A 22709-nucleotide genomic window follows, 5' to 3' on the forward strand; every position below is an offset into this window, starting at 1 on the left:
CTCATAAATGACAAATCAATGTGCGGATTCCTGGATGAAACGCAGCCCATCCTGCCGCATCTGCTCAGGCTCCACGTCCATACCGGTCCAAATCTTGAACGAACAGACGCCCTGATGCGAAAGCAGATCCAGCCCGTCCACAATCGGATGCCCGAGCTGCTCGGCTTTTTCCAGAAATTTGGTCTTGAGCGGGGTATAGATCGCGTCGAAAAAAATCGCGTCCGGGTCCGCATATTCGTACGGGAACTGCAAATACAGATCGCCGTCGCAGTTAAGGCCGTTCGGCGTGGCGTTCGCCACCACGTCGGCGCCGGCAAGCGCCTCTTTCCACCCGGCCGGGTCCCAGTCCATAAGACGCACCGTGCTGTGCGGCGCTTTCTTCTGCAGGCGCCCGGCAAAAGCCCGGAAGCTGTCCACATAGGCGGTTTCTTCCATGCGGTTGACCGCAATGATCTCCTTTACCCCCTGCAGCGCCGCCTGTGCGGCAGCCGCTTTGGCAAAGCCGCCCATCCCAAGGATAAATACCCGGTTGATTGGCCGGTTTTTGACATTGCGGGAAGCAACCGCCGTCCAGAATCCGCGGCTGTCGGTGTTGTAGCCGATCAGCCTGCCATTCTCATTCTGCACACAGTTGATCGCGCCGGTGATTTCGGCCTCGTCCTTGACCTCATCCATATGGGAAAAGACCATTTCCTTGAGCGGCATTGTGAAAACATATCCCTTCAGGTCCATGAACCGGAGCGAACGCATCATTTCATCGACGTGTTCGGGATCGCAGCGGACCGCCAGGAAAACCTTATCCATCCCGAAACGCCGGAAGGCGTTATTGTGGATGACCGGGGACATCGAATGGGAAATGGGGTCTCCGAGGATTGCATAAAGGTCGGTTTTGGCATTGACAATGAATGGTTCCATGGATATATCACCTCCTATGAAAACGTTTTCAAGTGCGGCAAAAAAATATTGTTTTTCCCGTATACGCCTTTCACACACCAAGGCGCCTCAAGAAAACGTTTTCATGACTCGCAAAAAATAATGATCTTTTGTTTTCAGGCATTTTGAAGAATGTATGTTGTCATCCGGTCCCAAAACAGTTCCTTCTTTGCCGGCCCCAAACCGGCCACACTACTCCTTCACCTATTAAAAGATCGTCCGGCACATACCACGCGCTAAAACGCGCATGGTATGTGCAATTCCTTATTCTCTTCTCTGCCGTCCGCAGCGCGAACCGACTGCCGCTCCACCACCCGTACGGGAAAAACCTGCTGCGGCTGATCGGGCGGCTCACGCTTTTCAATGATCGCGATCAGCTGCCTGGTCGCGGCACGCGCCATCTCATAGAGTTTCTGTTCCACCGTGGTCAGGTAATAATTCTCCGCAAACGGGACATTATCGAATCCGATGACCGAAACATCCCGCGGGATGGAACAGCCCAACCGGTTCAGGGTGATCATCACGTCGAATGCGAGCGGGTCGCTCGATGCGAAGATCGCTTCCGGAATCCGGTTATATTTTTTGTAGTAGGACAGGATGCATTCGGAACCGTTCTCCCGCCCGTCCTTAACGCCTTCCAGACAGATGGACGGATTGAATGGGACCCCATATTCCGCAAGGGCCTTTTTGTAACCCGCAAGCCGCTGCCCATACAGCGCCAGGTTTTGACGCCCGCACACGACGGCAATCTCACGAAATCCCCGATCCAACAGATATTTGGCGGCGAGATATCCCCCCTCCAAATTGTCCGAAACAACCGAATCCCGTGGATCTCCGGTTTCACGCATCAGGCAGACCACCGGGACGCCTTCCCGGCGAAGCTTATAGATCTCGGCGCTTTCGCCGCCGGCCAGCGCTGTGGAAAAAAGGAATCCGTCCACAAAGTCCCCTTTGAGCTTTTCAACGTACCCCTTTTCCTTCGCTTGCTCCTCCTGCGTATTGCAGAACAGCACGAAATAACCGTATTTCTGCGCTTCATTTTCCACAGTGATCGCAAGGGATGGGTAAATCATATTGACCAGATTTGGGATGACAAAAGCGATCGTATTGGTACGGCCGCTTTTCAAAGCTTTCGCAATTGCGCTCGCCTTGTACCCGGTCACCTGTACGGCATCCATCACGCGTTGTCTGGTTTCTTCCTCCACCGGGGCGGTATTGTTCATCACGCGCGAAACCGTGCTGATCGATACATTTGCCAGACGCGCAACATCTCGAATCGTCGACATAGGATGCCCTTCTGCATTTCAAAATTTTAGGAAAACGTTTTCATCGACATAATAATAACAAAATGTTTTCCTGTTTTCAATAGTCAAATTCCCCAAAATATCGTCAAAAATTTCAGCGGAATCGAAAAATTCAAGTCCAATTTTACTTTAATTCGCCGGACTGTTCCTGCGCCCAATGGTCAACCACCACGCTCGGCGCATAGACGAACATCATGTGCAGATCCTCCTCACCGGTGTTGGCGAGGGCATGAGAAAGCATCGGCGGGATGAAGGTATAGTCGCCCGCTTTGACCTTGCGCACTTCCCCATCAACAGTCAGTTCCCCTTCGCCTTTCAGGATAGTGTAAGACTCCACCGTTTCGTGCTCATGCGCCGGAACCGTGCCGCCCGGATATACCACGACATACCCCTGGCAGAACTTGTCTCCTTTGATCGCGCCATTCTGCCCGATCATCACACGCGTCCTGCGGCCCGCCGGCATTTCCATTCCCTCAATTTCAAATATGTTGCAGAGTTCCATATCCGTACCTCTCTTTTTCTAAAATTTTTATCATCCCAAAGGACGGGTCACCGCGCGGAATAGCCGCCGTCCACCGGGATCATCACACCTGTGATATAATCGGAAGCCGCGCTTGCCAGAAAGACCGCGACCCCTTCAAAATCCTCCGGGCGCCCCCAGCGCCCGATCGGCAGGCGTTCATCCATTGGGGCGCGCCGCACAGGGTCGCTCCAGATCGCGCGGGTGAGTTCGGTTTCAACATAACCGGGTGCGATCGCATTGACACAAATGCCCTTGCCGGACAGTTCGTTTGAAAGCGCGCGGGTGAGTCCCAGGATCGCATGTTTCGAACAGGTATAGCCGCTCACTTCAACGCCGCCGAAACTGGTAAACAGCGAGGCGGTGTTGATAATCTTGCCTCTGCATCCGCGCGCAATGAAATGCCGCGCGGCTTTCTGTGCCAGATCGTACGGCGCCTTTAAATTGACCGCCAGCACCTTGTCGAGCACCTCCTGAGGATAGGTCAGGATGCTTTCCCGGTGCTGCATGCCGGCATTGTTGCAGAGGATATCGATCTTCCCGGCCGCCGCGACAGCGGATTCCCAAGCCTTGCCTACCCCCTCCTGCGTCGATAGATCGGCCTCGACACAGTGACATGCCCGCCCGAGCGCATGGATTTTTTCGGCGGTTTCGGAGAGATCCGCCCGGTCGACCGCGACAATATCCGCGCCCGCCTTAGCGAGCCCGGATGCGAGTCCGGCTCCAATGCCGCCCGCACAGCCGGTGACCAGTGCAATTTTTCCTTCCAATGAGAATAAGTCCATCAGCTTTGCTCCTTTCGTCGATGATGAAAACGTTTTCAGAAAGCAGCAAAAAATGTACGGCGTCTTCTGCGCCGCTTTTCATTTGATGTGATTCATTTTAACCGCTCCGAGCGCGGTTGTAAAGATCAAAAATACACAAAATTTCGCGCGCTCTTTACACACGGACAAAAATTTTCTATACTATATGGGAAATCCATTTTGACGGGAGAGGTCGTTTTGGCGGAATCTTACCATGCCGAAATCCAATATAACGAACAGGCGATCCGCACGCTTGCCAACATCCAGTACCGCGTGTTCGGCGCCAAAGTCCGCACCGCCGTCATCGCGGCGTGTTGTGTTTTTCTCGCCCTTGGCGTGCTTGGAAACCTGAGCACCTCCTGGCGCATCTTTTTTTTGATGCTCGGCTGCATCCCCATCCCCAGCATCAACCTACCTGCTAAGATGGTCGCTGAACGGGTGATCCGGCAGTTTGGCGGAAATTTTCCATTGATGTCCTACGATTTCGGGGAGGCTGGAATTCATGTCGGAACCGGGCAGGGCCGGCAGGACCTGCTCTACAGCGACGTCTACCGGCTGATGGAGGACAGCGATTACCTGTTTGTGCTGATGCGGGACAAGTCCGCTTACCTTTTGGAACAAAGCGGCGATTTTGAGCAAATCAAATCCCGGCTGACACAGCGGACCGGACTCGGATGGGTTGTCAAACGAAAGGCCACCCAGGTTTCGCTGCGCACCCTGTCCCGGGACTACCAGGCCACCCGCCGCCATTCCAAATATGACCGGCATTGACAGTGTTCCGCCATCTGGGAGGTTTTGAGGCCGCAATGAAAAAAGATTATCTGATTACGGAAAGTCCAATGAAAGCGCTGCTGGTTTTCTCGATCCCGATGATCATCGGGAACCTGTTTCAGCAGTTTTACACGATGGCCGATTCAATTGTCGTCGGCCAGTTTGTCAGCGAGGAGGCGCTCGCCGCGGTCGGCGCGTCATACGCGCTTACAAACGTCTTTATCTCTGTGGCAATCGGCGGAGGTGTGGGAGCCTCGGTGATCGCCAGCCAGTATTTTGGGGCCCGCCGCTATACCCAGATGAAACGTGCGATCTTCACTTCCCTGCTCTCTTTTTTCGCGCTCAGCATGCTGCTGGGCGCGTTCGGACTTTTTGCGGGGCACGCGCTGATGCGGCTGCTCAACACCCCGGAAAACATCATCGGCCTGGCGGTCACCTATCTGAACATCTACTTTTTGGGGCTGCCGTTTTTGTTCCTTTACAATGTCGTTTCCGCCACCTTCAACGCGCTTGGGCGCTCCCGTATCCCGCTCTATCTGCTGATCTTTTCCTCCCTTTTTAACATCGTGCTGGATATTTACATGGTGCGCAGCCTCCGGCTTGGCGTGGCGGGCGTTGCCTGGGCGACCCTCATCGCGCAGGGGATCTCCGCCGTGCTCGCCTTCGCGCTCCTGCTGCGGGAGCTCTCCCGCTATCCCACCGAGGGCACCGGACTTTTCGACGGCGCCGCTTTCTGCGATATGGCAAAGGTTGCGCTGCCGTCAATCCTGCAGCAATCCACCGTTTCGATCGGCATGCTGCTGGTGCAGTCGGTGGTGAATTCCTTCGGCTCCGAGGTACTTGCGGGCTTCACCGCCGCTATGCGCGTGGAAAGCATCTGCGTGGTGCCGATGGCCGCCATGGGCAATGCGATCTCCTCCTTCACCGCGCAGAACATTGGCGCATCGGAATATGGCCGGGTGCGCCGGGGGTATCATGCGGGCTATGGGATTGTCTTTTCCTTCGCGCTCATAATCTGCATCGTGCTCGAACTTTTCAACCGGCCCATCATCGCCGCTTTCCTCGGCGCGGACGGAACCCTGCCCGCTTTGCAGACCGGTACCGGCTATCTGCGGTTCATGGGATGGTTTTTCGTGATGATCGGGCTCAAGATGATCACCGACGGGCTTTTGCGCGGCGCTGGGGATATGCGGATGTTCACCGTTGCAAACCTGGTCAACCTCTCGATCCGTGTTTTTATTGCAGTGGCGTTTGCACCGCGTTTCGGGATCGCAATGGTGTGGGTTGCGGTGCCGGTTGGCTGGAGCGCCAACTATGTCCTCTCGTTTTTGCAGTACCGCACTGGCAAGTGGGAACGTTCGCGTTTTGTAAAAGGCGCGGAAAACCTGCCGGAAGAATAGCCTTTGTTTACGGACTCTATAAACGCCCTGTGGAAAACTTCCACGGGGCGTTTTTTCACGCTTACAGGATCTCGGATTTGACCCGTTCGGTGAGTCGCAAAAGCTGATCGAATTCCATCTGCAGGTTGGGGGTGAATTCGGCGGCGCTGCGCGCGCGGGAATGAAGCCCCATGGAAACACCGAGTGCATTCAGGTAGTATTTCGCACAGACCGGATAGACCCGAGACTCCATCACCGAAAAGACGCCCAGGATATCCTGCAGGCGCTGCGCCTTCTCCGGCTGCTTCTGAAAGTTCTTGCAGAGCCATCCGTAAAGTTCGGGATGGAAGTTGGCCATCACCCCGGAATAACCTGCGCAACCCATGCGCAGGCTTTCCAGCAGTGTCGCGGAAACTGCGTTATAAATTTTAAGGCCGGTCCCTTCCGTCGCCTTAAGTTTTTTCCGGATCAGTTCCAAATCGCAGCAGGTGTCCTTCAAAAAGGCGAACCGGCCGGTCTCTGCAAGCTCCCTGAGCGTTTCGGGCCGCATCACCCGCTTGTATGGGTACGGGCATTCATAGATGCCGAATTGCGTACCCGGCAGGGCGTCGATCACCGTATGGATGTTCTGGAGCAGCGTCTCCTCGCCCTCCGTCTCACTGGCAAACCGGTTGGAGATGAAAACATAGGCGTCGATCCCAGCGGCGATGAATGCTTCTGCTTCCCGAATTTGGGTGGGCAGATCGGGAGCTGTATGCCCTGACGCCACCACCGAAATGTGTTTGGGCGTATTCTTCACGATAAATTTTAAAAGCTCCAGCCGTTCCCCAAACGACAGAAAAAAGATCTCACTCGACTGGCAAACAGCGAAGATCCCTTCTACCTCCTGTCTGTCGTACCATTCGATCAGGCGTAGCACCGCGCCGTAATCGATCCTGTTATCCTCTGTGAAAGGCGTCACCATCGTCGGATAGACGCCGTCCGGTATCTGCATTTTCATAAGAACACACCTCTCCCTATCCCATCAGGCTGGGCACAAACAGCACCAACTGCGGGACGAATGTCAACAGCATCAGCACAACCAACAGAACCCCAACCATTGGCAGCACCTCGCGCACCACCGCGCTGAGGGACGTTTTGGCAATGTTCGCGGTGACAAACAGCAAAAATCCAAACGGAGGCGTGGAGAGGCCGATCATCATGTTCAGGCAGATGAGCACGCCGAAATGTACCATATCGATCCCCAACACCCGCACAATCGGAATCACCATCGGCAGGAATACATACTGGAGCACCGCTGTATCCAGGAACATCCCAAGCACCAGAAACAGCGCGTTGATGATGAGCAGCAGAACAATCTTGTTGTCGGTGATGCCCAGCATGAAATCCGAAACCATGTCCGGAATTTTCTCTTTGGCCACAATATAGGAGAACACCGCCGCCGCGGCTGTGAGAATCGTGATCGAGCCGGTGGAGAAAGCCGTGTCTTTCACCGTCTGCTGAAATTCCTTCCAGCCCAGAATCCGGTAAACAAAAACCGAAATGATGAGCGCATAAAGCGCGGCGATCGCACCCGCTTCGGTCGGGGTCATGACCCCGGTATAGATGCCCGCCAGCAGAATAACCGGCGTCAGGAGCGCCGGCAGCGCCCGCAGGGTGAAACGCCAAAATTCCCGCGGGGAGAACTTGATGCCTTCCGGGTATTTTCTTTTTTGGGAAACATAAGCAATATAGAGGGACAGGGCCACCGCAATCAGGATCGCGGGGACCACGCCGCCCAGGAAAAGCGCGCCCACTGAGGTGCCGGAAAGCATTGCATAGATGACGAACGGGATACTCGGCGGGAAGATTGGGCCAATGGTCGCGGTAGCCGCCGTGATGGCGCAGCTGAACGGCAGGTCATAGCCGTCCTTTTCCATCGCTTTGATCTCCATGAGCCCCATGCCGGCCGCATCCGCGATCGCGGAACCGGTCATGCCGGAAAAAATCAGCGAGATCAGCACGTTTACATATGCCAGCGCACCTCGTTTTTTGCCGACCGCCGCTTTTGAGAAGTCGAACATGGCGTCAGTAACCTTGCCGGAATTCATGACGTTGGCGGTGAAGATGAAAAGCGGGATGGCCATGAGCACATAGCCGGTGTACATGGTTCCCATGACCTGCCCAACTACAATTCCGAGATCGGCGCTTGTATACAGTAGATAAAACGCGCCCGCCGCAACCATACCGTAAGTGACGGGAATATTGAGCGCGAAGGTCAGAACCATCATAATGATCGGGATCCAGGTGGAAAAGCTCATGCGGCATCCTCCTTCTTCGGCAGCCTGTACAGGCCGAACAGCGTGCGGATGGCCAGCACGATGTCCCGAATGATATAGATGATACTAAAAAGCAGAAAAATCAGAAACGGTGCATATGCCACGCCAAACGAAAGTTTGAGCACCGGCGTGGTCTTAATATCCATGAAAGAGATATATTCCACCGCATACGGGATCAGCAGAAAAAATGCCACGATTATAATCAGGTTGCCCGCCAGGGACATCAGCGCCTGGCCCTTGCTGCCCAGGCGGTCATAGATCAGATTGAAGGAGACATGATCCCGGGTTTTGCTGCTGTAGCAGGCGCCGAAAACAGCTGTCCACATGAACCCGATGACGGTAAACTCATAGGTCCACTCAAACTGGTAATTGAACAGGTAACGGCAGATGATCTGGATGCAAAAGGACACAAACATGATCAGGAAGGTCACACACGGAAGATAGATCCCTATCACTTTCTCGATCACTTCCCAGATGCGGCGAAGTATTTTCAATCGGATTCCTCCTCTGTCGGCAGGGCCGGGTTTTGCGCGGGCCGGGGACATCCCCGGCCCGCCGTCTTACAGGATTTATTCGCCCATCGCTTTGATCTGCTCGAACAGGTCCATATCCCAGTCCTTCACCATCTCCGAATCGTTCAGATAAAAGTCGTTGACCTGTTTTTTGAATGCCTCCACATCGGGGGTCATCACTTCGACGCCCAGCTCCTTATATTTTTCCAGAAGGACTTCTTCGTCCTGCAGCGCCAGCTCGTCGTTTGCGTCCAGACCCTTTTTAAACGCATCCAGCACGTTCTTCTGCAGCTCCGGCGTGAGGCTCTGCCAGATTTCTTCATTGATGCACGGCCAGACCGCGCCGATCATATGGTTGGTCAGCGAGATCGACTTGATGACCTCGTAAAACTTGCCCTCTTCCAAGCCGGAGATCGGGTTTTCGAGGCCGTCGACCGTGCCGGACTGGAGCGCGGTGTAAAGCTCGGAAAAGGCAATCGGGACCGGGTTGCTGCCCAGCGCCTTACCAAGAAAGAGCCAGGATTCCGAGTTCGGCATACGCAGTTTGACCCCTTTGAGGTCGTCCGGGCTCATGATCGCGCGGCCATCGCGCATGCCGACCACGCGCGCGCCGATGTAATAGGCGTACAGTGGGCGCACGCCGACTTCTTTCGCGGTCTGTTCAAAGAGCTGCTGCCCAATTTCGCCGTTTAGCACTTTATCCATATGGTCCTTGTCCTTGAACATGTAGCCAGCGGCAATCATATTCATTGAAGGCATATAGGTAGCCAGCCAGGTCGCGTCGGTATAGCACATCGAAGCATTGCCTTTGATGGTTGCGGGCAGCTCGTCATCCTGGCTGAAAAGTGATCCGGAATCGTGGACTTCGAGCTCGATCTGACCGTTCGAAAGCTTTTCAAGCTCCGGTTTGATCACATCGTAAAGCACCTTGGTGTAGGAAACATCCGGCAGCGAGGCGGTGGTGAACACCAGCGTGATCTTTTCCGCGGGCGCGGCCTGTTCAGACTGCGCCTGGCTCTGAGACGGCGCGGCCGCGGCGGGTGCCGCAGAGGACGCCGGGGCGGACGAGGAGCCGCAGCCGGCCATCAGGCCGGCAAGCAGGGCCAACGCGGCAAGGGATGCGGTCAGTTTAATGCGGATGTTGTTCTTTTTCATCATGTTCTCTCCCTCTTTCCTTTAAAAATAAGTGATTGTTTTGGGTCTTCTTGGATACGCAAACAGTTTACTTACTTCCATAATCTGATCCGCCCGATCGATCTCCGCAAGCCCCAGCGCGTGAAGCTCCGCAAAGTCCGCCGCGCCGGTGACCATTGCCGTGAACACGTCCCCCGGCATCCGGAGCATCGCGTCCCAGGGGCCTTCCTCCGAAATGCGGGCGGTCCCGTCCTCCACTTTCAGCCCCAACTCCTCGGAGCCGTCCGGTCCCAAAAGCGTAAGCCACAGGCGCAGGTTCGCCCCGTTAAAGTTGACCGCTCCAATCTGCGCAAACAGATTTTTGGCGTCGAGAACCTTATACATTGAGTCGGCCGCCGCCACATACATCTCATGCGTTTCGTTCTGGAATGCACCGTTGAGCCCGTTCGCCGGGTCCAGCAGGGACAGGTACAGATTTTCTTCCGGTGTGTTCAGAATAACCCGCGTGATCTGGTCGGACTGCGCGTGAAAAAAGGAACAGAGTTCCAAAAACGCTTCCCGGCTGTTCCAAACCCATTCGGAAACCACCATGTTGTCCATATGGACACAGTTTGGGTCCACCTTCTCATAGCGGTAGGCGGCATAACCTTCCACCACGCCGTCCCGTTCATAAGCGGCGATAAGAGTATCCTCCAGCAGCGCGTCGATGTCAACGCTCCGCTTCATGAGCATCCCGTTCGTATTGGCAAAATACGCCGCGAAACAGTCGGTCAGCTTTTTCCGGTCATCCTGCCCCAGCATCCGCACATGTTTGGGCGGGCCGGCGTACGGGAACATGTCCGGCAGGATCCGGTACTGATACATCCGGGTGGCGCAACAGAAACCACGCTTGTGATAAAACCGGATGCTGTAGGGATAGAGCACCAGCACCGGGATCTGCCGTTCCCGGAAATACCGCTCGCAGAAAGCGAGCATTTCGCCGGCCACCCCCTGGCGTTTATGGAAAATGTCCACGGCAATGAAACCGACCCCGCCAACCTGGATCTGGCAGCCGCGCAGATTCATCCGAAAGTCGTAGAGCTCCAGAAAGCCCACCATTTCTTCCGCTTCAAAGCAGCCGTAAAATTCGCCCGATGTCCGCTCGGAAAGCGCCCGGCGCAGGTATTTTTCCCGTTTTGCCTTTTTATCCCCATAGGGCGGATAGGAAAGGTTCGCAATCCGCCAAATCTCCGGCAGATCTTTCATTTCGAGCTTTCGGATGTTTCTGCTCATAGGACTCCTCCTTCATTTCTTGTTCTGATACAAAACCATTGCGGCAAGTTCCCGTGCTCTCTCTCCGGGATTTTCCGCCGAGAATACCGCCCTGCCCAGCACTGCAGCGGACGCACCCGCCCGGGCGGCCTGCACGATTGTCTCCGGGCCAACGCCGCCGTCCACCCAGATGGGAAGCGCTGTCAGACGGGAAAGAGCCCGGATCTTTTCAAGCGTCCGTGCCCGAAAAATCTGCCCTTCCCCATCCGGCTCCGCCGTCATGACAAGTAGGTAATCGGCCCCGGACAAAAATGGCATCACCGCTTCGGCGCCAGAGGAAAAACCCAGCGCCAGGCCCGCGCGCATGCCTAGTTTATGGATGGCGCTCAGCGTCTGAAGCGGATAGGGCAACGCCTCCAGATGAACCGCCACATTTTTGACGCCGCAGCCCGCGAGCTCCTCAAGATATGCTCCCGGATCGGCCACCATCAGGTGCGCGTCCAGTTCTTTCTCCGTATAGGACGCAATCTGCCGGACCGTCTTCATCCCAAAGGTGATGTTCGGCACAAAGTTCCCATCCTCGATATCGAGATGCAGGTACGGCCAGTCCCCCAATCGCTGGATTTCCCCGGCAATCCGCATTTGGTCCGCCGATGCGATCGATGGCAGGATCCGGAAATCCCCGTTCATGTCCATCGCCCCACCTTGCCCGCCTGGCTGGAAAACAGGTCCTGCAGCGCGGGATAAAGCGCCCGGTAAGTTTCATAGTAGTCGGCGTAGAGCGGCACGTTTCTGCGTTCCGGTTCCACCATTCGGACCACCCGAACAATCTTGTCGGCAGCCTGCGGTACGCTGTCAAATAAACCCGCGCCCACCCCCGCCAGGATTGCCGCGCCGACCGCCGGCGCTTCCGCCACATTCGTTACGGCAATGTGCGCATCGAAAATGTCCGCCTGCAGCTGCAGCCACAGCGGGCTCGCCGCGCCGCCGCCCGCCGCGCGCACCTCATCAACCGGGACATGATATTCCCGCAGGATTTCCACCGTGTCGCGCAGGCTGTAGGCCACGCCTTCCAGCACCGACCGGCAGATTTCCGAAATTCCATGCCGGGCGGAAAGCCCGAAAAACACCCCGCGCGCCGCCGGGTCCGGATGGGGCGTGCGCTCGCCGCTTAAGTACGGCAGGAACAGAAGCCCTTCGCTTCCCGGACGGGCCTGCACGGCCAATTCGTCCATCACACGGTAGGCTGGCTGTCCGCTTGTATTCAAAGTTACATGTTTTTTGTCAAAAAAACAATCCCGCAACCATTTGTAAGCGCCGCCCGCGGCCAGCGTACATCCGTAGACGCACCACGCATCCGGCACGCTGTGGCAGTAGGAAAGCGCCGCCCGCGGCTTCTGGTCGGTGATACAGCAACTGCTGTAGGAAAAGACACATCCGGAGGTGCCGATCGTGGAGGAGAGCACCCCTTCCCGCACAACACCGAGCCCGACCGCCCCGCACATCTGATCTCCGCCGCCCGCAACCACCGGGATACCCGGCAAAAGCCCCAATCTTTCCGCCGCGTCCGCCCGCAGGCTCCCAATCACGGCCGTGGATTCAGAAGCCGTTTTGGGAACAAAGCTGCGCGGGAGCGAAAGCTGATCGAAAAGCTCCCAGTCCCAGGCGCGGCGCGCGGTATCGAAAAGCATGGAACCGGTCGCATCGGTCACATCGATGTCATGGACGCCTGTCAACTTAAATTTGAGGTAATCCTTCGGGAAAAGCACCTTGTCGATCTTCGCATAAGTTGCCGGACGGTGTTTACGCAGCCAGAGCAGTTTTGGGGCCCAGTAACTGACCAGCGGATAGTTGGCCGTCCGGCGCAGCAACTCCTCCCTGCCAATTATCGTTTCCACCCACGCAAGCTCCTCCTGCGCGCGCTGGTCCATCCAGATGATGCAGTCCTCGATAACCGCTCCGGCCCGGTCAAGCAGCACGCTGCCGAGCATCTGCCCGGAGATACCGATCCCAACCACCTCCGGCCTGCCAGTCACCGACGCGGCTGCCTGCCGCACGGCGGCGCAGCAGGCTTCCCACCATTCGCCCGGGTTTTGTTCTGCAAAACCCGGGCGCGGCGTGGAAAGACACAGCTCACAGGAACCGCTGCCCGCGATCTGCCCTTCCGGCGTCAGCAGGACCGTTTTGATCCCGCTGGTGCCAAGGTCAATACCCAATAACAGTTTCATCGTTCACCGCCTCAGTTTCGCCAGATCCACCACTGTCCCCTCCCTGCGGGATGTTTCCGCCGCAAAGGCAATCAGGTGGCTTTCAATCGCGTTTTCCATACAGGTGAGTCCACCCGCGCCGTCCCGCGCAATCTGCTCCACAAAATATTCCATAATCCCATGATCGCCGCCGCCATATTTGTAACGGGATGGCTTCAGCAAAAGCTTTTCTTTGCGTCCGGTCAAAAGATCGAAAAGCTCGATCTCGTTTTTGTCCATGTCGGCCCGAATTTCACCTCTGCTTCCAGTGATCTTCAGGGTTCGGCCGTTCGCGCTGGCAAATGGCTGCAGGATGAACGAGGCGGTCACGTTGTTTTCAAACTCCATGATCACCGTCTGATTGTCCGCCACCGTATTGTCACAGCGGTAGACGCATCGTCCGTACGGACCGTTTTCCAGCTCCTTCATCCGCGCCTCGTAAGACATGTCGGTACAGATGGTGGAGGTGGGCCAGCCAGTGTCCTCGGTCAGATAGTAGTCCGGCGCGTAGTATGGACAGCCCGTGCTGTGCGGGCAGCCGTCCAGGCAGCGCTTTGGAGCGCCTTCCGGGGCGTTTTCTTCGTTGAAATGGGTGAGCCCGCCGAAAGATGCCACCTTGCTGCATTTCGCACCCGCGAACCAGCTGATCAGATCAAGGTCATGACAGCAGTGCGCCAGGATGATCGGGCAGGAAACCTGCTCGTTGCGGAAGATGCCGCGCGTGAAGGCGTGCACCTGATCCACCAATGGAATATTTTCCAGATGCACGATGCTGTTCACCCGGCCAATCCGCCCCTCATCGATCACCTGACGGATGGTCGAGAAAAATTCGGTGTACCGCAGCACAAAGCAGAGGATGAACATTCTGCCGTAACCGCGTGCCGCCTGTTCGAGCGCCACACATTCCGAAAGGGTCGTGGACATCGGCTTTTCCAGCATGATATGATAACCCTGTTCCATCGCCTTGATGGCCGGTTCGTAATGCAGCTTGTCGCTCGTGCAGATGAGCAGCGCGTCCGCGAGCTTTGGCCGCGCGAGCAGCTCCCATAGGTCTTTAAAGCGCCGCTCTTGCGGGATGCCGAACCGCTCCCCGAACTGACGGCGTTTTTCGTCGTCCATCTCGGCCACCGCCGTGAATTCCAGCTTCCACGGGTTCTCTTCGGCATAGGGCGCGTAGCAGTGGAAGCCCCGGTCCCCCGCGCCGATCAGCGCGGCCTGAACCTTTTTCATAACATTGCCCCCTAACCGCGTCTGCTCCTGATTTCGCGCACCTTATCCATGAACGGTTTCACCCGTTCCGGATCCACGAGGTTGTCAAATTTCCCATCCACTTTAAAGGTGGTGCCGACCACCGCGCCGTCCGCGATGGAAAGCTGACGTTCGATGTTTTCGAGACGGCATCCGGTGTTGCAGAAAACCGCAGTATCCGGAACCGCGTTCTTCACCCGTGAAAGGATCTGGCTGTCGGTCTCTTCACCCGCCGTGAGACCGGAAACGCAGAGCGCGTCAGGGCGGTTGTTGAAAACAGTCGAGCGGGCGACCTCGGTGATCTCACGCTCCTGGAGGTATTTGGCCGCCTCCGGCACAATATTGAACAGCAGCTTGAGGTTCGGGTTGCCAAGCTCCATCTTGTGACGCACCGTTTCGCCCACATGGGTGTTCCACAGGCCATAGTCGCTCGCGTAGACGCCTGTCATGATCTCGCGGATGAAGCTTGCGCCGGTGGCCGTCGCAAGATCGATCGAAGCGATCGGATCCCACAGGACGTTCACCCCGTAAGGGACTCTGATCTCGCTTTTGAGCTCGCCGATGATCCGCGCCATGCAGGCAACCGTTTCGGTCTTTACTTTCAGAAGGTACGGCAGGCTGAATTCGTTCGAAAACATCACCGCGTCCACGCCGCCGTCCTGCAGGTTCAAAAGATCCTGCCGCGCAAGCTCCACCACCCGTTCCATACCGCCCGCGGCATCGAAATACGGGTCGCCGGGCATCGCCCGGATATGGCACATCGCAATAATCGGTTTGTCGGTACCGAAGGTTTCTTTGATCCACTGCATCATTCTGATATCCTTTCTTTCTCTTCGTCGTTAATAACGCGGGAGCCGGAAGGTTTCATCCATCCCGCCAAGCATTTCCCGGATGAGCCGCGCAAGTTGTTCTATATCTTCGGGGTTGCAGGCCTCGACCGGCGTATGGGTATACCGTGCCGGGAAACCCAGATCGAGCGCGGCAATCCCCTCGTTTTCGAGCTGCACATAGGCGGAGTCGGTCAGAATCCCGGCTGAAGCAAACCGCTGCAGCGGAATATCCGCTTCTTTCGCCGCTCGAATTGCAAGGTCAGCCAATCCCCGGTGCGCGATCGTTCCGTTGAGGGTTCCCCGCCCATGAAAATTATAAAGTGATACCACCGGACCTCCGCCAAGCTTCACCGGGAAGCGGCCGGAAAGATCCGGCGTGTCCCCGGCCAGCGCCACGTCGAGCGCAATTGCAATATCGGGCTTCAGAACCCGCGCCGCCAGCATAGCCCCGCGCAGGTTGAATTCCTCCTGTACCGTGCCAACCAGGAAAACCTCCTGTTCCGGCCGCTGTTTGCCGAGCAGCTCGGCCAACCGCAAAAGTGCCGCGCAGCCGCCCCGGTTATCGGCCGATGTGCCAAAACAGACTCCTCCCAGCTCACTGAAGGACGGTTCATAAATGCCCGGGTTTCCGACGCCAAGCCCCATTGCAAAAACTTCTTGCGCGCTTGCGGCTCCGACATCCGCATAAAGCGACCCAATTGGATCGGCATGGTACTTTTCCTCCGCCGGGGTGACATGGTGGGATTTGCTGCCCATCACGCCCGGCACCCAACGCCCGTCATCGGTAAAAAAACGCAGGCGCAGCGCCGGAAGCACTTTTTCCGGCACGCCGCCGAGCCGTTCCAGCCGCAGGTAGCCGTCCTCCGTGATCTGCCGGATGATAAAACCGATCTGATCCATATGCGCATAGACCATGACCGACGGCAGATCCGTCCTTTTTCCCGTGAACCGCGCAATCACATTCCCGGCGCGGTCAAAAAAAACGGTGTCTGCATAAGGAGAAAATCTCTCAGCCATCCTCTGCGCTACGGCATTTTCATAGCCCGACGGGGCCGGCAGCAGCATCAGCTCTCGCAAACTGTCCATGATCTTCATTTCCGCCTCCGCTTTTCCCTATTCCGGATGTACCATGATGATCGATTTCATAAAGCCCTGCGGCTGTGTTTCGATCAGATGGATCGCCTTTTCGTAATCCTCAAGTTTAAGCAGATGCGTCACCAGATGGTCAACCCTGAGCTTCCCGCTTGAAAGCATGTGCAGCGCACGTTCGTAGGTGTAGGGGTTGATCCACGACCCGACGAGGGTCAATTCCTTTTTCAGGATCTGGAACGGCTCGATCTGTGCCTTCACGCCTTCCGCAGGGAACCCAAACTGCACGATCCTGCCCCCCTGCGCGACCATATCCATCGCCATTTCGAGCACTGACGGGTGTCCGACCGCTTCAATCACAACGTCCGCGCCCTTCCCGCCGGTGAGCGCTTTAACCGCTTCAATCGGGTCCGCTTTGCTTCCATCCACCACGTCGGTGGCGCCGTAGGCTTTGGAAACTTCCAGTTTCCAGGCGATGCGGTCCACGTGGATGAGCTTTGCCGCGCCGGTGTTGCGTGCCATCTGCAAAAGCAGCTGCCCCATTGTGCCAGCGCCAATGATCACGACATTGTCACCCTGCCGGATGCCTGCCTGCTCGATACCGTGCAGCGCACAGGAAATTGGTTCGACAAAAGCGGCAATCTCCGGCGGAAGGTTTTCCGGGACCAGGTAGAGCCCCTTCTCTTTGGCCTTCGCATATTCCGCCAGACCGCCGTCGGTGTAGACACCGTAACCCGCCATCGTTTCACAGAAAGTGGAATGCGCGGTTCGGCAGGCGCCGCAGGCGCCGCAGCTTTCATTCGGGTCCGCCACAACCCGGTCACCCGCTTTAATTCTTGTGACCTTGTCTCCGACTTTGACCGCCCTGCCGGTAAATTCATGTCCCGGCGTCACCGGCAGGCATCCGCTGTATTCCCCCTTGAACATCTTCAAATCGGTGGCACAAATGCCGCATGCCTGCACCTGGATCAGCACCTCGTCCGGTCCAATTTCCGGCATTGGTTTGTCTGCCACGGCCACGCTCCTGCGCGGCGCTTCCAATACGATCGCCTTCAAGGCCTTCACTCCTTTTTTGATCTATGATAAACCGGTTGATCAACGAAAAAAATTTTGCGCCCACAAGGACGCGAAAGATTTTATTCAAAATAGGGAGGAATAAATTTATGGATCTCCTCTTTGGAAACACCATTGATCTGATCGATCAGAACATCCACTGCCGCGCGCGCCAGCGCCTGGACATCCTGCTTGAGGATGATCAACGGTTCTTCCACCACACGGGTCGTCTGGATGTCGTTCATGGAATTATAGGGCAGCCGAAATTCGTCGAACGTCGCAATCGAGAGGTCGCGCGGCACCTTCATGCCGTATTTCCGGCAGAGTTTGAGGATTTCCGGAATCTGCCAGGATGAAATCATTACCAGCGCCGTCGGCCGGTCCTCCTGCAACGCGCGTTCCAGTGAGCGTTCGCCTTCCTCCGCCGCATATAGAAGCTGCTGCGTCAGACCGTTTTCTTCCATCGCCCGCGCATACCCCATGTAACGGTTTTTCTGGACGGTCGTTTTGGTTGCAAAATCGTATCCGACAAAGCTGATCCGCTTATGCCCCTTCTGGATGAGTTCCTGCGTCAGGATGTAAGCACCCTGCCGATTTTCAGTGGCCACCACGCTGATGCCGGTGTCCGGAATATAACGGTCCACAAACACAATTGGAAAGCCGTCGTGATGGATCTGTTCATAGAGTTCCCTGTTGGAGGTTCCGTCGCTTGAAGACGCCAGAATCCCATCGATGAGACCCGACTGGTACAGTTTGAGATAATTTGCTTCCCGCGCTGTATTTTCCGCGATGTTACACAGGATGATGTTATACCCCTGCCGAAAGGCCTCCTGTTCAATATAAAAGACCAGATCCGTATAAAAGTCGTAATTGGTGTTGGTGACAATGCAGGCGATCAGATTCATCTTCTTGGAGCTCAATGCCGAAGCCACCCGGTTTGGGACGTAGTTGTATTCTTTGATCTTATCAAGAACCTTCTTACGGACCTCGTCGCTGACCCGTACGTCCCTGTTGTTAATGATTTTGGAAATCAGGGACTTTGAAAGCTGCAGCTCATCTGCAATGTCCTGTAGTGTCACCTTCGGCACATGTATACCTCCCGCAGAGTGATCAATCGGTTTATCACCTGTTACATTTATGTTATCATTTTCTTTTTTTACATGCAATAGCATTCTTACCCAAAAATAGGAACGTTTTTTCAGCAATGTTTTTTATACCGCCTGTTCTCAAGGGATCTGCCACGGCATTTTTATAAGATAAATAATAGGAATAACTTTTTCATTTGTCAATAGCGACAATGGTAACGGTGATAGACAATATTTGTTGCCTGCTTAATTAATTTCTGCATTGTGCTGCTTATAAAAATGTAATTTCCTGAATTTGTCTATTTCGACGATGCGAGATCGGGCAGGCTAATATCAATGCGTTTCTACAGCAGGAACTGATTTTGCAAAAGATCCGAGGCACCTTTTTTAAAAACAATATAAATAAAAAATAATAAAGAAAAAAACAGAATTTCCCTTGACAAACCAATATTTATCCCTTACGATTTATTCAGGAAGTTTTTTGCGCATCAAAACCGGAAGGGACGGGACATTTATGAAATTCGGTATCTATTCGCAGTATTTTCAGCGCGGCTGGGACGGCAGCTTTGAAACTTATGAGAAGGTTATCCCCAAAATCGCAGGGCTGGGTTTCGACCTGTTGGAGATTCTCACCACCGACCTCATGGGAATGGACAAATCCCAGCAGGACCGGCTTTTGAAGCTAGGCCGGGACCACGGCGTATGTCTGACCGCCGGAGGCGGCATGGGCCAAGCTTACGACATCTCCTCGGACGACGCTTCGGTGCGGGAAAATGGCGTACGGCGCTTTTTGAGCTTCCTCCCGACCCTGCACCGAATGGGGATTCAAAAGATCTGTGGGCTCCTTTACAGTTATTGGATGTACGATTATTCCAGGCCGGTTCAGAAGTCCCAGGCCTGGTCGCGCAGCGCGGCCTGTATGCGTGAAATGGCGGACGCCGCGCGGGATTGCGATGTGACAATTATGCTCGAACCGGTCAACCGCTATGAGAATTTCCTTATCAACACCGCGTCGGAGGCCGTTCAATATGTGGAGGAGGTCGGCAGATCAAATGTAAAGATCCAGCTTGACACCTGTCACATGAACATCGAGGAGGACTCAATGGGCGGAGCGATCCGTACAGCCGGAACACACCTGGGCCACATGCACATCTGTGAAGGCAACCGCAAACTGCCTGGAACCGGCGCTTTGCCGTGGCGGGAGATGGCGCGGGCACTCAGGGAAATCGGTTATAGCGGCGATTTTGTCATGGAACCGTTCGTGCTGTGCGGCTGCGAGGTGGGGGATACGATGTACCTGTTCCACGATTTATCCGGCGGCGCGGATGATGCGCAGCTTGCAAAGGATGCGGCGGATTCCCTGCGGTTTGTAAAAACACTGTTCACCTGAATTCCTATAAAAAAGGGAGCCCCGCGTTTGGTCTTTGCCAAACGCGGGGCTCCCTTTTTCTGAATCTTTTTACAGCGCGAGCGGGAATGATTTGCGCTCCAGAGCTCCATGTACAAAATCAATAAGCGTTGTGATATCGAATACGGGCAGTCCGGTGGCCTCCTGGATCGCCTGCGAATAGGCCGGCATGTTGGTGCACTCCAACAACATTGCTCCCACCTGTGGATTCTTCCGTAACAGTTTTTGCGCGACCCGCTTATGCTCCTCTCTGCACAGATCGATATCCATCTGGGGTTTATTCTGCATCACCGAGGTATAGAACTCCCGTTCCTCCTCCATCCCAATGATCGCCACAGGGACATCCTGCGCGCCGCTCGCTTTGAAATGTGCGGGCATCAGCCCTGTGGCATCGGCGGTCATGACGCCCACGATTTTCTCTGGCGGAAGCATTCGGTAGATAAGCGGCAGCAGCGCGAGCGCCGACGGGATCACCGGAATTTTCACAGCAGTTTTGATACGCGCATGGAAGATCGACAGAAACCCGCATCCGAGCGCAATGGCGGAAACACCCTGCGCTTCCAGTTCCCTGGCCGCATTGAGGAACGGCGCCAAGTCTTCATCGGTGATGTCCTCCGCGATCTTGTTGGGCAGCGCGTCCTTCACCACCCGGTAAAGCACCGGATAATTCCAGGTGTGGGCATTGCCGACGTCGCCGGGGATACGCGGAAACTGCATATCCAGCATGATGACGCCGATTTTGAAGCCGTAGATATTCTTCTTTCCGGTTACGATGTTGCTCATAAAGACTCCTCCCAAGGCTGCCGGACGACAGTCTCACAATTCCTGTTTCAAAGTTTGCTGCATTTGTCCGCGCAGGCGAGCATCGCCTCGAAAAGGCTGCTGCGCAGTCCTTTCTCCTCCAGCACGCGCACCGCTTCGATGGTAGAGCCGCCCGGCGAGCAGACCATATCCTTCAGGTCTCCCGGATGCCGTCCGGTTTCCAGAACCATCCTGGCACTGCCGATGAGCGCCTGCGCTGCCATGCGGTAGGCCTGCGCGCGGGCGATGCCGCCGTGAACTGCCGCGTCGGCCATCGCTTCGATCATCATGTAGACATACGCCGGGGAGGAGCCACACAGCGCGGCTTCCATATCGAACAGGTTCTCCGGGATCGGTTCCGCCTGACCAAAGCTCTCAAGAACCCTGACAACCCGGTCTAGCTCCCCTTTTTCCACCAGTGTATTTTGGCAGTAGGCCGTCACACCAGCGCCCACCAGCGCCGGGGTATTCGGCATGCAGCGGACAAGCTTGACAGGCCTGCCGAAAGCTTCCTCCAAACGTTTCAGCGTCCAGCCCGGCGCGATGGTCACAACGACCTGATCCTCCCGGATGAGATCGCGGATCTCCGCGATTACCGCAGCGTAAAACTGCGGTTTGACCGAAAGCAGTACAATTTCCGAATTCTCCGCCACAGCACGGTTTTCGGTGCAGGCATCCACCGAAAACTGTTCCCGGACGGCGTTTGCCGCAGTTTCAAAGGCGTCGGAGGCGGCGACCTCCTCCGGTTTGAAGAGGCCGCTCTTCAGGATGCCGCCCAAGATCGCGCCGCCCATGTTGCCGCAGCCGATAAATCCAATCTTTTTCACAATAAACGCTCCTAATTCATTCTATCTGGTATCGCCAGCACTTTATTTGCTGGCGCTTTCCTTCATCAGTTTTGCGGAAACCAGTTCCGGAACCACATCCGGCACAACCGATTTGCGGATGAAGCGGGTATAGAGGAACGGGAATACATACAGCACCGCAAAGTAGCCGCATGCGCCGAGCACGATGTTCAGCAGCGCGTCGAACGCACCGAAACCGCTGATGATAAAGGAGACGACAACCACGCCGGCGATTATGATGTTATACTTCTTGGTCTTTTCCTCCGCGAACGCGTTGGTAAACGACCAGACCATCGGAATGGTTGTGGTGTAGATCGCGAACATCAGGATGAGGCCAAACAATGCCGCAATGATCGGGCTGAACCTCTGGCCGAGCGCAAGGTTCGGGACCTGCACGCCGTTGAGGGTGGAGGCGTTCGCGATCATGGCGAGTACGGAAACGGTCTGCACGCTGATAAAGACCAGACTGCCGATGACGCAGCTGCCGACTGTGTCCTCGGTGGTGTTCGGGTCATTGGCAGCACAGCCGTGCCAATAGGGCGCCTGGAACAGGATACACATGGTGGTATAAAGCAGGTTGCTGATGAAGGGATTCTCGCTGACCGCCAGGCCGTGGGCTTTGCTGATGAACTCCGCGCCCAGGGCAATGCCGTCCGACGGGAAAACCAGCGACAGGACCGAGATGAGCAGCACGAACGCGATAATGATCGGGCCAAGCACACCGTTGACGTTGAGCAGCTTTTTAAGGCCGAGCAGACAGGTAATAAAGACCACAATGCTCATCAGGATGCGGCCCGGGATGGTACTGTCCATATTAAAATACTGGGCGAAGTTCGCGCCGGCGCCGGCGATCATAACCGCCGCCATACCGAGCAGATAGGCGATGTTGAATACCCAGACGATCTTGCCGATCACCTTGCCGCAATAATGCTGGTAAACGTCATCCAGTGATTTGAGGCCATATTTGCGGGTATCCATAATCAGCATCACGCCGAACAGCAGTGTGATGATCTGGGTGATCCATAGTCCAATCAGGCTGGACGGTCCGTGTACGACGAAATACTGCGTCAATTCCTGGCCGCTGCCGAAGCCGGAGCCCGCGGAAAGCGCACAGTAAGCGCCGCCCAGAAACAGAACCTTGCCAATGTGGAAGTTTTTCCAGGACATACCTTTTGTCAT

22 protein-coding genes are annotated in these 22709 nt (G+C 55.7%); 3 read left to right on the top strand and 19 right to left on the bottom strand.

Going from position 1 to position 22709, the window contains the following annotated elements; translation table 11 throughout:
- Positions 1-15: 15 nt before the first annotated feature.
- The 4 genes from DWV16_RS11125 to DWV16_RS11140 form a co-directional block, all read right to left on the bottom strand.
- Positions 16-915: a shikimate dehydrogenase gene (locus tag DWV16_RS11125; RefSeq protein ID WP_118479288.1), complete on the bottom strand. Its 900-nt coding sequence runs from the start codon at positions 913-915 to the stop codon at positions 16-18.
- A 254-nt stretch (positions 916-1169) separates the two neighbouring features.
- The gene (locus DWV16_RS11130; RefSeq protein ID WP_066454263.1) at positions 1170-2219 is read right to left on the bottom strand and encodes a LacI family DNA-binding transcriptional regulator; all 1050 of its coding nucleotides are present in this window, start codon (positions 2217-2219) and stop codon (positions 1170-1172) included.
- Positions 2220-2361: 142 nt separating this feature from the next.
- Entirely contained in the window at positions 2362-2739 is a 378-nt protein-coding gene (locus tag DWV16_RS11135) for a dimethylsulfonioproprionate lyase family protein (protein WP_066454261.1), read from the bottom strand.
- A gap of 47 nt (positions 2740-2786) precedes the next feature.
- Entirely contained in the window at positions 2787-3542 is a 756-nt protein-coding gene (locus tag DWV16_RS11140; RefSeq protein ID WP_066454258.1) for an SDR family oxidoreductase, read from the bottom strand.
- A gap of 216 nt (positions 3543-3758) precedes the next feature.
- Between DWV16_RS11140 and DWV16_RS11145 the strand changes: the two genes are divergently transcribed.
- Both DWV16_RS11145 and DWV16_RS11150 read left to right on the top strand, forming a co-directional pair.
- A complete protein-coding gene (locus DWV16_RS11145; RefSeq protein WP_118479290.1) occupies positions 3759-4331 on the top strand; it encodes a YcxB family protein in 573 nt (190 codons plus the stop codon).
- Between the two features lie 35 nt (positions 4332-4366).
- Positions 4367-5731, top strand: coding sequence for an MATE family efflux transporter (locus DWV16_RS11150; protein ID WP_118479292.1), 1365 nt, complete (start codon positions 4367-4369; stop codon positions 5729-5731).
- Between the two features lie 61 nt (positions 5732-5792).
- Here DWV16_RS11150 and DWV16_RS11155 read toward each other — a convergent pair whose 3' ends face one another.
- From DWV16_RS11155 to DWV16_RS11210, 12 genes are all read right to left on the bottom strand, one after another.
- Positions 5793-6710, bottom strand: a complete 918-nt coding sequence (locus DWV16_RS11155; protein WP_066454249.1) for a dihydrodipicolinate synthase family protein — start codon at positions 6708-6710, stop codon at positions 5793-5795.
- A 16-nt stretch (positions 6711-6726) separates the two neighbouring features.
- A complete protein-coding gene (locus DWV16_RS11160; protein ID WP_066454246.1) occupies positions 6727-8010 on the bottom strand; it encodes a TRAP transporter large permease in 1284 nt (427 codons plus the stop codon).
- Complete coding sequence (locus tag DWV16_RS11165) at positions 8007-8522, bottom strand: TRAP transporter small permease (RefSeq protein ID WP_158572853.1); 516 nt, start codon at positions 8520-8522, stop codon at positions 8007-8009. The genes DWV16_RS11160 and DWV16_RS11165 overlap by 4 nt, the downstream gene beginning before the upstream one ends.
- Before the next feature lie 75 nt (positions 8523-8597).
- Positions 8598-9698, bottom strand: a complete 1101-nt coding sequence (locus tag DWV16_RS11170) for a DctP family TRAP transporter solute-binding subunit (protein ID WP_079988050.1) — start codon at positions 9696-9698, stop codon at positions 8598-8600.
- An 18-nt stretch (positions 9699-9716) separates the two neighbouring features.
- Positions 9717-10946 carry an enhanced intracellular survival protein Eis gene (gene eis / locus DWV16_RS11175; RefSeq protein ID WP_066454235.1) on the bottom strand — a complete coding sequence of 410 codons (1230 nt, stop codon included), beginning with the start codon at positions 10944-10946 and terminating at the stop codon, positions 9717-9719.
- 12 nt (positions 10947-10958) lie between these two features.
- Positions 10959-11615: a ribulose-phosphate 3-epimerase gene (locus DWV16_RS11180; RefSeq protein WP_158572854.1), complete on the bottom strand. Its 657-nt coding sequence runs from the start codon at positions 11613-11615 to the stop codon at positions 10959-10961.
- Positions 11612-13153, bottom strand: a complete 1542-nt coding sequence (gene xylB / locus DWV16_RS11185) for a xylulokinase (RefSeq protein WP_118479298.1) — start codon at positions 13151-13153, stop codon at positions 11612-11614. Before xylB ends, DWV16_RS11180 begins: the two co-directional genes overlap by 4 nt.
- Positions 13154-13156: 3 nt before the next feature.
- Positions 13157-14401: a Gfo/Idh/MocA family protein gene (locus DWV16_RS11190; RefSeq protein WP_118479300.1), complete on the bottom strand. Its 1245-nt coding sequence runs from the start codon at positions 14399-14401 to the stop codon at positions 13157-13159.
- 11 nt (positions 14402-14412) lie between these two features.
- A complete protein-coding gene (locus DWV16_RS11195; protein ID WP_118479302.1) occupies positions 14413-15228 on the bottom strand; it encodes a BtpA/SgcQ family protein in 816 nt (271 codons plus the stop codon).
- 30 nt (positions 15229-15258) lie between these two features.
- On the bottom strand, positions 15259-16344 hold the full coding sequence (locus DWV16_RS11200; protein WP_118479304.1) for a M42 family metallopeptidase: 1086 nt from the start codon (positions 16342-16344) through the stop codon (positions 15259-15261).
- An 18-nt stretch (positions 16345-16362) separates the two neighbouring features.
- A complete protein-coding gene (locus DWV16_RS11205) occupies positions 16363-17394 on the bottom strand; it encodes a zinc-dependent alcohol dehydrogenase family protein (RefSeq protein WP_118479306.1) in 1032 nt (343 codons plus the stop codon).
- An 80-nt stretch (positions 17395-17474) separates the two neighbouring features.
- Positions 17475-18479 carry a LacI family DNA-binding transcriptional regulator gene (locus tag DWV16_RS11210; protein WP_066454215.1) on the bottom strand — a complete coding sequence of 335 codons (1005 nt, stop codon included), beginning with the start codon at positions 18477-18479 and terminating at the stop codon, positions 17475-17477.
- A gap of 511 nt (positions 18480-18990) precedes the next feature.
- Here DWV16_RS11210 and DWV16_RS11215 point away from each other — a divergent pair.
- Positions 18991-19866, top strand: a complete 876-nt coding sequence (locus DWV16_RS11215; RefSeq protein ID WP_147349456.1) for a sugar phosphate isomerase/epimerase — start codon at positions 18991-18993, stop codon at positions 19864-19866.
- A gap of 69 nt (positions 19867-19935) precedes the next feature.
- Here DWV16_RS11215 and DWV16_RS11220 read toward each other — a convergent pair whose 3' ends face one another.
- The 3 genes from DWV16_RS11220 to DWV16_RS11230 are packed head-to-tail and all read right to left on the bottom strand — an operon-like array spanning position 19936 to position 22709.
- Entirely contained in the window at positions 19936-20667 is a 732-nt protein-coding gene (locus DWV16_RS11220) for an aspartate/glutamate racemase family protein (protein ID WP_118479312.1), read from the bottom strand.
- A 47-nt stretch (positions 20668-20714) separates the two neighbouring features.
- A complete protein-coding gene (proC, locus tag DWV16_RS11225; protein WP_118479314.1) occupies positions 20715-21515 on the bottom strand; it encodes a pyrroline-5-carboxylate reductase in 801 nt (266 codons plus the stop codon).
- 39 nt (positions 21516-21554) lie between these two features.
- The gene (locus DWV16_RS11230; protein ID WP_118479316.1) at positions 21555-22709 is read right to left on the bottom strand and encodes a hypothetical protein; all 1155 of its coding nucleotides are present in this window, start codon (positions 22707-22709) and stop codon (positions 21555-21557) included.

The sequence above is a fragment of the Anaerotruncus sp. AF02-27 genome, from assembly GCF_003465835.1.
Lineage (GTDB): Bacteria > Bacillota > Clostridia > Oscillospirales > Ruminococcaceae > Anaerotruncus > Anaerotruncus rubiinfantis.